Here is a 13,140-nt window from a genome sequence, read left to right on the forward strand (position 1 = left end):
GCACTCCGGGCTACGGATTTCCCCTCATAGATGCGCCAGATAATGCGCCAGCGCAGTGATCTCTTCTTCACTGAGCGAATAGGCAACCTCAGCCATCGCTGCCATGCCGCCACCGGCGCGGACGCCGGACTTGTAATCGCGCAGCGCCTTGACGAGATAGTCCTCGCGCTGCCCGGCAATGCGTGACACTGCCTTGGTGCCGGCATAACTCTCCGTGTGACACGACGCGCAGCGACGGCCGACCGCCGCTTGCGCGCCCTTGGCCGACAGATCCGGATTGTCATCGGGCTTTTTGCCCTCCGGCGGCTTCAGCGAAGCGAAATAGGCGCCGAGATTACGGATGTCGTTGTTGTCGATCTGCTCCAAGATCGGCTGCATCTGTTCGTTCTTGCGCGTGCCTGAACGAAAGAACACCAGCTGCCACTGGATAAACAGATCCGGCTGGGCGGCGAGCGATGGCACGTTCTCCATTTGCGAGAGGCCGTTCTCGCCATGACATCCACTGCAGAGCTCGGCTTTCTCCTTGCCGGCGGCGATATCGGCAGCATCGATCGGACCAGAGCCAGAACCAAGCGCGAGAAAGATAATAACGGCCGCGAGTACAGAACGATGCATGAGCGACATTCCCATTCCAGAATGCGCGAGGCTGGAGCCGCTTATGAAGCGACTCCAGCCTCGCGTGACGCATGACTTACTTGGCGTAGCTGATGCGATAGATTGCGCCTGCCCAATCGTCGGCAATCAGCAGCGATCCATCCTTGGCCAGAACGATATCGGCAGGGCGGCCGAGATAACCCTGGTCACCCTCGATCCAGCCGGAGGCAAAGATCTCCTGCTTGGCGTTCTTGCCATCCGGCCCGGCGATCACACGCTTGATACGTGCGCCCTGATACTTGTGCCGGTTCCACGAGCCGTGTTCGGCAATGAAGATGTTGTTCTTGTATTCGGCAGGAAACATGTTGCCGGTATAGAACTTCATCCCCAGGGGTGCGACATGGGCGCCGAGATTCAACACCGGCGGCGTGAATTCCGAACACTTGTGCCCCATGGCGAATTTCGGATCCGGCATGTTGCCTTGATGGCAATGCGGATAGCCGAAATGCTCACCAAGCTTCGAGATCATGTTGAGCTTGTCGCTCGGCATATCGTCGCTGATCCAGTCGCGCGCATTTTCGGTGAACCAGTATTTGCCGGTGCGGGGATCGACGTCACCGCCCACCGAGTTGCGCACGCCCAGCGCAACGATTTCGGCATTGCCGGTCTTGGGATCGACACGGCGGATCTGCGAGAGGCTGGTCGGCGGAATGCCGATGTTGAAGGGAGGTCCGAACGGAACGTAGAACCAGCCGTCTTTATCGGGCGCTAGATACTTCCAGCCGTGCGCCGCGAATGACGGCATGTCGTCATAGACCACCTTGCCATCACCGAGCTTGTCGAGGTTCGCCTCGGCATTCTCGTATTTGATCAGCTTGTTGATATCGATCACATAGAGCGCACCGTCCTGGAAGGCGATGCCCGTCGGCATCTTCATGCCCTTGATGACGGTCTTGACCTCTTTCTTGCCGCCCTTGTCGGTGATCGCATAGACGTTGCCGAGGCCGAACGATCCGACAAAGAGTGTGCCTTTATCGCCCCAAGCCATCTGCCGCGCCGCCAGCACGCCGGACGCATAGACCTCGATCTTGAATCCCGGCGGCAGCTTGATCTTTTTCATCATGGCTGCGAGTTCGGCATCGGACGCACCGGTCGGCGGACCCGACGGCGGCGCGAGGCCCTTTTGCGCTTCGGTCTCGTCGCCGAGGAACCAGTCGTCCGGCGGATTGGTCCAGAATTCCTTGGTATCGGATTTGTAGCTCTTGAGCTTTTGTTGTGCGCTCGCTTGATTGAGCGAGGCCATGCCGATCGCCGTAGCGAGGATGGCGGCGCACGCAACAACGGATCGACCAGTCATCGATTTCATCGCGTCACTCCCTGTGCAGCTTGTTGCGGCTGCTATGTCTTATTGAACGTTCGAGACGAACTTTATTGGTCTGTGATTTTCTCAGACAGTGAGATGCTAGCACAAATGTCGCAGGTGAAAAGCGCAACTAACGCTCGCGCAAATGAAAGACGTCGCCATCACGACGACATCTTGAAAAAAATTTTGAAAGTTAGTTCCAGTAGCCTGATGCAATTGGCGCATCGCACCGCATCAACGCGCGATCACTGCTACGTTTTTTAAAGGCTGCCCTTGGTGAGATAGCGCCAGGCCACGGCCAGCAAGATCAACCCGATGAAGATCAACGCGACCGGCAGCTTCTTCTTTTCGCGCGGGGGCGGTGGCGTGTTGGGCTTGATCCGGCGAAAAGGCGTGACGTTGTTATTGTTGTCGTCGGGCATTGGTCTTGATCTCGAAGCCGTCTTGATGATGGGCGCGATGCCGGTGCCGCCCATGCGGGAATAATAGCTGCGGTAGACAGTCTGGATGGTGGCTTCGGCCGCGGCTGGCTCGGATTGTTTGCCACGCGCCAGCAGCGCGAGATAGCCCGCATAGAATGTCTGGGCTTCCTGCGGCAGCGCGTCGAGGCTTTTCAGCTTCGCCATCATCACCCAGGTCGCAAAATCCGCCCGCGCCTCGTCATTGGCACGCTTGGCAATTTCCAGGTTGGAATCAGTGGTCGACGGCATCGTCAGTCTCGTACCCGCTTCGCCCGTGGATTGTCTGCCCAACGCCCGATGATTTCAAGCGATGCGGGGCGGATCTGCGTGCCTGCGGATCACAAACGACAAGGCCGCCGGACGGCGGCCTGTGATCGATAAAACTGATGCCAAAAAACCAGGAAAATTCTGGAGCGGGCGAAGGGATTCGAACCCTCGACCCCGACCTTGGCAAGGTCGTGCTCTACCACTGAGCTACACCCGCATCCGAGAAGACAGGCGGCGATTGCTCGCCGCCGACGCGCAGACCTATGCCAAATGCCGGTGGCGAATGCAACAGTTAGACTGCATCTCGGATCGCGACGAGTTAATCGCGGTTTATGGCCCTTTGAGCCCGATTTTGCCCAGAAAATGGGTCAAAACAGCGAAATGTCGCCTCTCGGGTCGAATCGGTCCCTGCCGGACCTATTTCACCGGATTGCAAATTACTGTCACGGACGCCATTTAATCGCTCAGGCCATGCTAGAAGCAGCCAAATTTTCAGACATCGAGCGAGGTTCACGTGACCATCATGGATCAGGGCGGCGCACAGGCGCCGCAGGCAGGTTCGACGCCGCAGGCAGCAACCGCTCTCATCAAGGACACGACCACCCGCACCTTCGTGCAGGACGTCATCGAGGAATCCAAACGCCAGCCGGTCCTGATCGACTTCTGGGCGCCTTGGTGTGGTCCGTGCCGCCAGCTGACTCCTGTCATCGAGAAAGCCGTGACCGCCGCCAAGGGCAAGGTGAAGCTGGTCAAGATGAACATCGACGAGAATCCGGAGATTCCCGGCCAGATGGGCATCCAGTCGATCCCCGCCGTGATCGCCTTCGTCAACGGCCAGCCGGCCGATGGCTTCATGGGTGCGGTTCCGGAGAGCCAGGTCAATGCGTTCATCGACAAGCTGACAGCCGGCATGCCCGGCGCCGAGCCGACGGCTGCCGAATTGCTTCAGGAAGCCGAAGCGATTCTGGCTGAGGGCGATCCGGCCACCGCCGCTTCGATCTATGGCGAGGTGATTGCCGCCGATGCCGGCAATATCGCCGCCATTGCTGGCCTTGCCCGCTGTTACGTCGAGACCAGCGCCATCGAGCAGGCCAAGCAGACCCTTGAGCTCGTCCCGGTCGCGAAGCGTGAGGACGCTGCGGTCAAGGCCGTGCAGGCCAAGATCGATCTGGTCGAACAGGCCAGTGCGCTCGGTCCGGTCACCGAACTGGAACAGAAGGTTGCCGCTAATCCGCTCGACCATCAGGCCCGCTTCGACCTTGCGATCGCGCTCAATGGCGCCAATCAACGCAGTGAGGCCACGGGTCACCTGCTTGAAATCGTCAAGCGTGATCGCAAATGGGATGACGACGGCGCCCGCAAGCAATTGATCCAGTTCTTCGACGCTTGGGGACCAACGGATGAGGCCACCGTTGACGGCCGCAGGCGGTTATCGACTATCCTGTTCTCGTAATTCTTCTCGTGTGACGAATCGGAACCGGACATGCCCATCAATGCCGACTATCGCGGGCCTGCCGAACTTCCCGAGGTGATCCCGGTCTTTCCGTTGCCGGGCGCACTGCTCCTGCCGCGTGGCCAGATGCCGCTGAACATTTTCGAACAGCGTTATCTGGCGATGATCGACGATTCGCTTCGCGACGGGCACCGGCTGATTGGCATGATCCAGCCCGATGCGGCGCATTCGCCGGATGAGGCCAAGCCGGCACTGTTCAAGGTCGGCTGTGTCGGGCGCATCACCCAGCTCGCCGAATCCGGTGACGGCCGCTACATCCTCGAACTGACCGGCGTTTCCCGTTTCGAAGTGGTGCGGGAACTCTCGGTGCTGACGGCATATCGGCAGTGCAAGGTCGACTACTTCCCCTTCATCGACGATTTCACCGCACGCAAGGGCGAAGATGATGTCGACCGGGCCGCGCTGCTCGCGGTGCTCACCGATTTCCTCAAGGCCAACAACCTGAAAGTGGATTGGGAAGGCATCGACAAGGCGCCCAACGAGGCCCTGGTGAACGCGCTGGCGATGATGTCGCCCTATGGTCCGCCAGAGAAGCAGGCGATGCTCGAAGCGCCCGATCTCAAGACCCGCGCCGAGATCCTGATCGCTGTCACTGAAATGGATCTGGCCAAGAAGCGCACCAGCGGCGACCCACCGCTGCAGTAATTCTGATAAATAACCATGATCAACGACCGCATCACCGGAGCGCACCCATGACCACACCGCCAATCGAGCGCGCCGAAAGCACCGTCGACGCCAAGCTGCTCGAGATTCTGGTGTGCCCGCTGACCAAGGGGCAACTCGAATTCGATGCGGCCCGCCAGGAGCTGATCTCGCGCCAGGCCAAGCTTGCTTATCCGATCCGCGATGGCATTCCGATCATGCTGCCGGAAGAAGCGCGGAAGATCGACTGAGTTTCTGATGTGGCGGCTCATGCCGGCGCAAATCTCAGGGCGACGATGCCCGCGACGATGAGGGCAACCCCGCCGCCGCGCAGCAGAGTCATCGACTCGCCAAACAGCACGCTTCCGAACAGGACCGTCCCGGCTGCACCGATCCCGACCCATACCGCGTAGGCGGACCCGACCGGCAGAACCTCCAGAACCCGGCCGAGCAGGTAGACGAACGCGGCGAGGAAAATCAGCGACAGGATGGTCCAGCCCGGTCGGGTGTAACCCGTGGCATATTTCATCGAAATCGCCCACCCCACATCCAGAAGCCCGGCAACGATCAGTAGCAGCCATGCGACGCCCTGGCTCATGGCTGCCTCATGCTGCGATCTTGAGAAGATGTGCGTCGCGCTCGGCGAGGAATGCACGCAACCGGTCGGCGTAATCGGCCGTGACGGCGTTCGCTACGCTCGGACGTCCGCGTAACGCTGCGCGCCATGCCCGAACCTTGGGTGTGTGGGCGAAGACTTCCGTGTCAGCGATGGTATCGAACACATCGAAGTAGCGGAAGATCGGCGCGTAAACCGCATCGACCATACTGAAGTGCTCCCCCGCGAAAAACGGCGCTGCGGTTAGCACGTTCTCGATGCGACCGAATTTGCCGGCCAACATCTTCCGCTTCGCTTCGTAGCTGTTCGCGTCGGTGGCCGTCTCAAATCCCCACAGATCCGCGAGGATCGACGAGCCGAACGCGATCCAGCCACGGTGCCCGGCTCGTTCGAGCGGATCGGATGGGTGAAGCCGCACGCCTGTTTGCGTCTCTTCGATGTATTCGCAGATCACCGCGCTCTCGAAGAGTGCGGCGGTGTCATTGCCGTCGCGCCGGACAAGCAGAAGCGGAACCTTGCCCAGCGGGGAGATCGCGTGAAACCAGTCCGGCTTGTGCGCGAGATCGATATAGCACCGCTCGAAACGGACACCCTTTTCGGCAAGCACGATGGCCGCTCGCTGCACGTAAGGGCAGAGATGATGGCTGACGAGCGTCAGTGCTGACGCGTCTGGCTGACCCACGGTCATGCGCTCACCTTTATTCTCTCGGCGCGCATGGCCTGCTGTACGGCGGGCCGCGCTTCGACGCGGGCCATGAAGTCGCGCAGATGCGGAAAGTTGGACAGATTAACCCCTGCGAAGTTGGACCACCCGACGATCGTGAACAGATAGGCGTCGGCCGCCGTGAAGCTTTCTGCGAGCAGGAACGGCCCGCCCGCCGCCAGATGGCGTTCGACCGACGTCAGCCGCTCTGCAATCTTTGCGCGCGCGACATCTGCCGCCTGCGCGCCATATTCGGGGTGAAACAGCCACGGGCTGAACATCTTGTGGAGTTCAGTGGCGATGAAGTTGAGCCAGGATTGCAGCTCGACACGCTGCGGTGTGCCCGCAGGTGGCACCAACCTGCTTTCGGGTTTGAGGTCCGCAAGGTATTGAACGATCGCGGTGCCCTCGGTCAGCACTGTCCCATCATCGAGCGCCAGCGCCGGCACATAGCCGTTCGGGTTCACCGTCGAATAGTCGCTGCCCGCCTCGGTGACGTGGGGCGACTTCCGGATATCCACCCGCACGAGTTCAAGCGGGATACCCGCCTCGTTCGCAACAATGTGCGGCGAGAGCGAACAGGTACCGGTGGCGTAATAGAGTTTCATGGCTCGACTTTCATTGCATCCGTCGTGGGGTCGCTATCGCACCAGCAAGGTAGTGCCCGCGCAGACGCAAGTCCCATTGGCATTTCGCCAGCGACGCTTGCGTGACTGCAAGCAGCCACACTGCTATCTTCGTCGGCATGGATGATTGGAACGAACTTCGGCTGGCTCTCGCCATCCAACGCGCGGGCAGCCTGACAGCGGCGGCGATAGCACTCGGCGTGGATCACTCCACGGCCTTCCGCCGCCTGAAAGCGTTGGAGGACAAGGTTGGCGTGCGGCTGTTCGAGCGACTTCCAGGCGGTGCCTACCAGGCGACGGAGGCCGGTGCGCGGATGGCTGCCGGCGCGGAGCGCATGGAGGACGAGGCGTTGGCGCTTGATCGCGACATATCCGGTCGCGATCATCGTTTGTCGGGCCGCCTGACGGTCACGTCGTCCGAAACGCTAGCCTATAGCCGGCTGACGCCGCTTCTCGCCGCGTTCCAGCAGGCTCACCCCGGGATCGTCGTGGAGTTGGTGATCGACAACCGCGTGCTGAGCCTGTCGCGCCGCGAAGCCGACATCGCATTGCGCCCTATCCGTCCGAAAGAAGGCGATCTTTGGGGACGCAGACTGTCGGCCATCGCGTGGGGGCTCTATGCCGCCCCTGCCTATCTCGAGGCAATTGGCGGCCCGTTATCGAATCCATCCGAGATCGATCGCCATTCCTTGATCGGCTGGGAGGAAACAACATCAGGTATCGGGGCTGCCGACTGGCTGTCACGCGCCGCGCCATCGAAGGCCTTCGTCTATCGGACAAACAGTCTGGTCAACCAGCTCATCGCAACGAAAGCCGGCATCGGGCTCGCGCTAATGCCGTGCTATCTCGCAGATCAGGACACTGGGGTGGCAAGAGCACTGTCTGAGCCCCTCAAGGAACTCGAGGGTGAACTCTGGATCGTGACTCATGCAGATTTGAAGAATACGGCGCGCGTCAGGGCCTTCTTCGACCTCGTCGGCGAAGGATTGATCCGCGAGCGCCCACTGTTCGAAGGCGAGAAGAATCAGACACCTTCACTACGTTGAGCGGCATAACCGTATGACGTGCTGCCTACAGTGCCTCGCCCTTCAAAAGCCGCGGCACTTCGCCCGACAATCCCGCAGCCTGTTTGATGAACGCGCCCTTCAGCGGCGGCAACCGATCGACGATGCCGAGACCGATGTCGCGGATGCTGCGCACGAAGGGCAGATCGTTCGAGAACAGGACGTTCAGCACGTTGGTGGCGACACCCATTGTCATGGTGTCGAAGCGGCGCCAGCGCTGATAGCGCTCAAGCACATCGCTCTGGCCGAAATCCATCCCAAGACGTGCAGCGTCGACGATGGTCTCTGCCAATGCCGCGACATCCTTCAGACCCATATTGAGTCCCTGCCCCGCGATCGGATGGATCACATGTGCGGCGTCGCCGATCAGCGCCAGCCGTTCGCCGATGAAAGAGCGCGCGACGAAGTAGCCGAGCGGAAAGGCCCGCGGCTTGTCGAGCGCTTTGACCTCGCCGAGGTGCAGGCCGAACCGCTGCTCAAGCTCGGCATGGAATTCATCATCCGGCAAAGCGACGATGCGCGCGGCTTCCGCGCGCTTCTCGGTCCACACCAGCGACGAACGCTTGCCAGTCAAAGGCAGAATTGCAAACGGCCCGGCGGGCAGGAAGTGTTCTTCGGCACGTCCGTCATGATCGCGCTCATGGCCGACAGTGACGACGATACCGGACTGGTCATAATCCCAGCCATGGGTCGCGATGCCCGCACGCTCGCGCAGCTTCGAGCGCGCGCCATCGGCAGCGACAAGAAGTGCTGCCTCGATCACACTGCCATCCCCGAGCGTGACGCTGACACCGTCGGCCCGTGAATCGAATGTCGTCACCGCGGTCGCACGCAGGTCGACGCCCGCCGCTTCGGCGCGGATCACGAGTTCGTCGATCAGCCGGCGATTCTCAACCATATGTGCGAACGGCTCGCCCGGCTCCACATGGCCGCCGAAGGTCAGGAAGGTCGGACGGGTGGCGTCTTCCAGCTTGGAATCGGTGACGACCATGTCGAGAATCGGCTGGCTTTCGGCAGCCACAGCATCCCAGACACCGAGAGCATCAAACAGCCGCCGACAGGCAGCAACGATGGCCGTGGCGCGCGGATCGCGGCTCGGCCGGTTCGCCAGCGCGGGATCGGCGACAATGATCGGCAGATCGGGGCCAAGCCCCTGCCGCAACGCCAAAGCCAGCGCCAGTCCGGCGAAGGCTCCGCCGCCGATGACAATGCCTCGTTGTGCCGCCATGATATCCGTTCTCGCTGTTGCCACGCGCTTATAGCTGGGCGAAACAGGATCGCGAAACAAGGGCGGCAATGGGACCGGGCCTGCACGGCCAAGGTCTTGGTAAACCTCCCTTAATATTGCCGCTGAGCGAAAGATGCCGACATGTCCAAGAGCCTGATCGATCTGATCGATATCCTCGATCTCGAGACCATCGAGGTGAACATGTTCCGCGGGCGCAGCCCGAAAACGCGCTGGCAGCGGGTGTTCGGCGGCCAGGTGATCGGCCAGGCCATGGTGGCTTCGTGCCGCACCGTCGAAGGCCGCATGCCGCATTCGCTGCATTGTTATTTCATTCTGCCCGGCGACCCGCAGATTCCGATCGTCTACGAGGTCGAGCGCCTGCGCGACGGCAAGAGCTATTCGACCCGGCGTGTCACCGCGATCCAGCATGGCCACGCGATCTTCTCGATGATGGTGTCGTTCCACGCCGAGGAGGAGGACTCGTTCAACCACCAGGATCCGATGCCGGACGTGCCGCCGCCGGACAAGCTCACTGCGGAAGAGCTGTCGAAACATCCGATCATCGAGAAGATGCCCGATTTCATCCGCCGCTATTACGAGTCCGATCGCCCGATCGAGCTGCGTCCGGTGGAATTCCAGCGTTATGCTGGCGAGAAGATTCCGGAGGGGCGGATTAATTTCTGGATTCGTACCGCCGCGAAGCTGCCGGACGATCCGGCGCTCCATATGTGCGCGCTGGCCTATGCGTCGGACTTTTCGCTGCTCGATTCCATCATGGCCCGCTATGGCCGCACCTTGTTCGACGGTCAGGCGATGGCGGCCAGTCTCGATCACGCCATGTGGTTTCACCGCCCGTTCCGCGCCGACGAATGGCTGCTCTACAGCCAGGATTCGCCGAGCGCCCAGAACGGTCGCGGCCTCGCGCGCGGCCTGATCTTCAAGCCCGATGGCACGCTGGTGGCGACCGTGGCGCAGGAAGGCTCAGTGCGCGAGCGCCGCGAGAAGCCGGCGACGTAAGTTGCTCCGCTTCCAGCCATGAATCCCGCTTCGCCGTCTTGGCGTGCAAACGGCCCGCCCCGAAGGCAGGGTCGCCGCCCAATTTCCACGCGCCATGCCAACGGGGATGGCATAAAGCTGTCTGATTGCGTAAGCAGGGTCGTACACCGCCCCCGAAGAGGAATCCTGCATGAAGCTCGTGGTCGCGATCATCAAACCCTTCAAGCTCGATGAAGTGCGTCAGGCTCTGACGGCCATCGGCGTCCACGGCATGACGGTGACCGAAGTGAAGGGCTATGGCCGACAGAAGGGCCATACCGAGATGTATCGCGGCGCCGAGTATATTGTGAACTTCCTGCCCAAACTGCGCCTCGAAATCGCTGTGGCGTCCGACCTCGCGGCCAAGGCGGTCGAGGTCATCTCCACCGGAGCCCGGACCGGCCAGATCGGCGACGGCAAGATCTTCGTGACCCCGATCGACCACGCCCTGCGTATCCGCACGGGCGAGACCGACAGCGACGCGCTTTAGGCAATAAGCCAGCGCCCACTGGGCTTTCAGCCAGAGCTGCTCTCACAGTCCGCTCGAATACGCCCGAAGAGCTCTACGACCTTGCCCGGGTTGAACCATGTCAATTCCACGCGCGCCAGTTGGAAGGCCTGCAGATTAGACAATTTCGAGTTTTTTGCCTCGTATTGACGTATTTGGACACCTCTGGGCTGCCCGCCGCCTAAGCAGGAATATGTCGAGAGCCTGTCATGCTTTCATTTTGGGCAGGATTGACTAGAGTTTGGGCGCGACCGAATAGCGCACTCTGTCTCATCACGTGAGAAACGCGAAAAGCTGGGGATTCATAAACCGTTAGAGAATTCCGCCGATCTGGCACGGCATTTGATTCTATCTGGTCTGGCTGTGCCCGCGTAGTGAACTTCTCCGCGTGGTGAACCTCAGTCGAGATCGCCCGGTCGGTTTTCGGTCGGGCCCAAGCGGGGATAGGACCCATGAAAATTGTTATGGCGATCATCAAGCCATTCAAGCTTGAGGAAGTCCGTGATGCCCTGACCGCCATTGGCGTTCATGGTTTGACGGTGACGGAAGTCAAAGGATATGGCCGGCAGAAGGGTCATACGGAAATTTATCGCGGCGCTGAATATGCGGTGAGCTTTCTGCCCAAGATCAAGATCGAGGTAGCAGTCGCCTCCGATCAGGTCGACAAGACCATCGAAGCCATCACCACGGCCGCCAAGACCGGCCAGATCGGCGACGGTAAGATCTTCGTCATCAACCTCGACCACGCGGTTCGCATCCGCACCGGCGAGGCCGATGCTGCAGCCCTCTAAGTCGAATTCCTCGGATTTCGCGCTCACCCATTCTTCAATCAGGAGTCAAACACAATGACGTTTAAGCGTCCCTCTGGCGCGGGATTGGCGGCACTCGCCGTTGGCCTGTTCGCCGCAACTGCGGCTTACGCCGATCCGACGGTCAACAAGGGCGATAACGCCTGGATGATGACCTCGACGGTGCTGGTTCTGTTGATGACCGTCCCGGGCCTCGCCCTGTTCTATGGCGGCCTCGTTCGTTCCAAGAACATGCTCTCGGTGCTGATGCAGGTTCTCTACACCGCCTGCATCGTGATGGTGATCTGGGCTCTCTACGGCTACAGCATCACGTTCACTGGCGGTTCGGCCTATATCGGTGGCTTCTCGAAGGCGTTCCTCGCCGGCGTGACGCCTGACTCGATGGCTGCTTCGTTCACCGCAGACGCCAACATCTCGGAACTCGTCTACTTCTGCTTCCAGATGACCTTTGCCGCCATTACCCCCGGCCTGATCGTCGGCGCCTTCGCAGAACGCACCAAGTTCGCCGCGATTGCACTGTTCATCCCGCTCTGGGTGACGTTGATCTACTTCCCGATCGCGCACATGGTCTGGTACTGGGCTGGTCCGGACGCCATCGTTGCAGCTGCCAAGGCTGTTGCGGCTGCGGCTCCCGATGCGAAGGCTGCGGCTCAGGCCAAGCTTGACGAAGTCATGGCCGATGCCGGCCAGGTGTTCCTGTGGGGCGCTCTCGACTTCGCTGGCGGCACCGTCGTCCACATCAACGCCGGCATTGCTGGCCTCGTGGGCTGCCTGATCATCGGCAAGCGCACCGGCTACGGCAAGGAGCTGATGGCTCCGCACTCGCTGACCATGACCATGATCGGCGCGTCCCTGCTGTGGGTTGGCTGGTTCGGCTTCAACGTCGGTTCGAACCTCGAGGCCTCGGGCACTGCCGCTCTCGCGATGACCAACACCTTCCTCGCAACTGCGGTTGCGGCGATGGCTTGGATGTTCGCGGAGTGGATGACCAAGGGTCACCCGTCGCTGCTCGGTGCTGCATCGGGTGCGGTTGCCGGCCTCGTCGCCGTCACCCCGGCTTGCGGCTTCTCGGGCCCGATGGGCGCGATGGTTCTCGGTCTGGTCGCAGGCGTCGTCTGCCTGTTCTTCTGCACCGTCGTGAAGAACTCGCTTGGCTATGACGACTCGCTCGATGTGTTCGGCGTCCATTGCGTCGGCGGCATCATCGGCGCGCTCGGCACCGGCATCCTGGTCAACCCGGCCCTCGGCGGCACGGGCGTCATGGACTACGTCGCCGGCAAGATCGGCGACTACGACATGGTCACCCAGATGATCGCGCAGTGTAAGGCTGTCGCGACCACGTTGGTGTGGTCGGGCGTCGGTTCGGCGATCCTGTTCAAGGTCGTCGACGTGATCGTCGGTCTCCGCGTCAATGTTGAAGTCGAGCGCGAAGGCCTCGACGTCACCGAGCACACCGAACGCGCCTACAACATGTAAGCGTCACGAGCATCCCGGATCATCGGTCCGGGATGCTCACAAAGGGATCGGTTGGGGCACTACCCGGCAATGTCCCAACCGTCGAAGGGCTCCAGCGCAAGCTGGGGCCTTTCACTTTTTGGGGAGCCATTCTGATCCCCGCGTAGGCCTGGACGGCCGCCGAACACGTGATAGCAAGGCCGGCCCCTCGATGGTTAATCGCGTCTTAACCTCGCCGTATCTATGGTGGTTTGAT

At 61.0% G+C, this 13,140-nt stretch carries 15 protein-coding genes and 1 tRNA gene; 8 read left to right on the forward strand and 8 right to left on the reverse strand.

From position 1 onward, the window contains the following. Positions 1-24 precede the first annotated feature (24 nt). From SFY93_RS03600 to SFY93_RS03615, 4 genes are all read right to left on the reverse strand, one after another. Positions 25-615: a c-type cytochrome gene (locus SFY93_RS03600; RefSeq protein WP_320446088.1), complete on the reverse strand. Its 591-nt coding sequence runs from the start codon at positions 613-615 to the stop codon at positions 25-27. Positions 616-691: 76 nt separating this feature from the next. Beyond that, entirely contained in the window at positions 692-1,960 is a 1,269-nt protein-coding gene (locus tag SFY93_RS03605) for a PQQ-dependent sugar dehydrogenase (RefSeq protein WP_175369329.1), read from the reverse strand. Positions 1,961-2,217: 257 nt separating this feature from the next. Then, positions 2,218-2,667, reverse strand: coding sequence for a hypothetical protein (locus SFY93_RS03610; protein ID WP_170849625.1), 450 nt, complete (start codon positions 2,665-2,667; stop codon positions 2,218-2,220). Positions 2,668-2,827: 160 nt separating this feature from the next. Then, positions 2,828-2,902: transfer RNA gene (locus SFY93_RS03615), tRNA-Gly, on the reverse strand. Positions 2,903-3,199: 297 nt separating this feature from the next. On the opposite strand from SFY93_RS03615, the gene trxA reads away from it, so the two are divergent. From trxA to SFY93_RS03630, 3 genes are read left to right on the forward strand one after another with little or no spacing between them, the layout of a single operon-like run. Then, entirely contained in the window at positions 3,200-4,138 is a 939-nt protein-coding gene (gene trxA, locus SFY93_RS03620) for a thioredoxin (protein WP_414717055.1), read from the forward strand. A gap of 30 nt (positions 4,139-4,168) precedes the next feature. Then, on the forward strand, positions 4,169-4,843 hold the full coding sequence (locus SFY93_RS03625; RefSeq protein WP_089263165.1) for an LON peptidase substrate-binding domain-containing protein: 675 nt from the start codon (positions 4,169-4,171) through the stop codon (positions 4,841-4,843). A gap of 47 nt (positions 4,844-4,890) precedes the next feature. Next, a complete protein-coding gene (locus tag SFY93_RS03630; protein ID WP_068730204.1) occupies positions 4,891-5,091 on the forward strand; it encodes a Trm112 family protein in 201 nt (66 codons plus the stop codon). Between the two features lie 17 nt (positions 5,092-5,108). Here the strand turns inward: SFY93_RS03630 and SFY93_RS03635 are convergent, their stop codons facing one another. Genes SFY93_RS03635 through gstA form a run of 3 tightly spaced genes read right to left on the reverse strand, consistent with a single transcriptional unit; the run spans position 5,109 to position 6,767 of the window. After that, a complete protein-coding gene (locus SFY93_RS03635; RefSeq protein WP_320446089.1) occupies positions 5,109-5,438 on the reverse strand; it encodes a DMT family transporter in 330 nt (109 codons plus the stop codon). 7 nt (positions 5,439-5,445) lie between these two features. Then, positions 5,446-6,144 (reverse strand): glutathione S-transferase family protein, encoded by a 699-nt coding sequence (locus SFY93_RS03640; RefSeq protein WP_320446090.1) that lies wholly within the window; start codon positions 6,142-6,144, stop codon positions 5,446-5,448. Beyond that, entirely contained in the window at positions 6,141-6,767 is a 627-nt protein-coding gene (gene gstA, locus SFY93_RS03645; protein WP_320446091.1) for a glutathione transferase GstA, read from the reverse strand. The genes SFY93_RS03640 and gstA overlap by 4 nt, the downstream gene beginning before the upstream one ends. A 101-nt stretch (positions 6,768-6,868) precedes the next feature. Between gstA and SFY93_RS03650 the strand changes: the two genes are divergently transcribed. After that, a complete protein-coding gene (locus tag SFY93_RS03650) occupies positions 6,869-7,831 on the forward strand; it encodes a LysR family transcriptional regulator (RefSeq protein WP_320446092.1) in 963 nt (320 codons plus the stop codon). A 25-nt stretch (positions 7,832-7,856) separates the two neighbouring features. On the opposite strand, the gene SFY93_RS03655 is transcribed toward SFY93_RS03650, so the two are convergent. Further along, positions 7,857-9,077, reverse strand: coding sequence for a ubiquinone biosynthesis hydroxylase (locus SFY93_RS03655; RefSeq protein ID WP_089263155.1), 1,221 nt, complete (start codon positions 9,075-9,077; stop codon positions 7,857-7,859). A 141-nt stretch (positions 9,078-9,218) separates the two neighbouring features. On the opposite strand from SFY93_RS03655, the gene tesB reads away from it, so the two are divergent. The 4 genes from tesB (at position 9,219) to SFY93_RS03675 (ending at position 12,905) form a co-directional block, all read left to right on the forward strand. Then, entirely contained in the window at positions 9,219-10,094 is an 876-nt protein-coding gene (gene tesB, locus SFY93_RS03660) for an acyl-CoA thioesterase II (RefSeq protein WP_089263153.1), read from the forward strand. 169 nt (positions 10,095-10,263) lie between these two features. Further along, positions 10,264-10,602, forward strand: coding sequence for a P-II family nitrogen regulator (locus SFY93_RS03665; RefSeq protein ID WP_089263151.1), 339 nt, complete (start codon positions 10,264-10,266; stop codon positions 10,600-10,602). 470 nt (positions 10,603-11,072) lie between these two features. Further along, positions 11,073-11,411 (forward strand): P-II family nitrogen regulator, encoded by a 339-nt coding sequence (locus tag SFY93_RS03670; protein ID WP_068730208.1) that lies wholly within the window; start codon positions 11,073-11,075, stop codon positions 11,409-11,411. Between the two features lie 54 nt (positions 11,412-11,465). Continuing rightward, positions 11,466-12,905: an ammonium transporter gene (locus SFY93_RS03675; protein ID WP_089263149.1), complete on the forward strand. Its 1,440-nt coding sequence runs from the start codon at positions 11,466-11,468 to the stop codon at positions 12,903-12,905. Positions 12,906-13,140 lie beyond the last annotated feature (235 nt).

Source organism: Tardiphaga sp. 42S5, assembly GCF_034044155.1.
GTDB lineage: Bacteria > Pseudomonadota > Alphaproteobacteria > Rhizobiales > Xanthobacteraceae > Tardiphaga > Tardiphaga robiniae.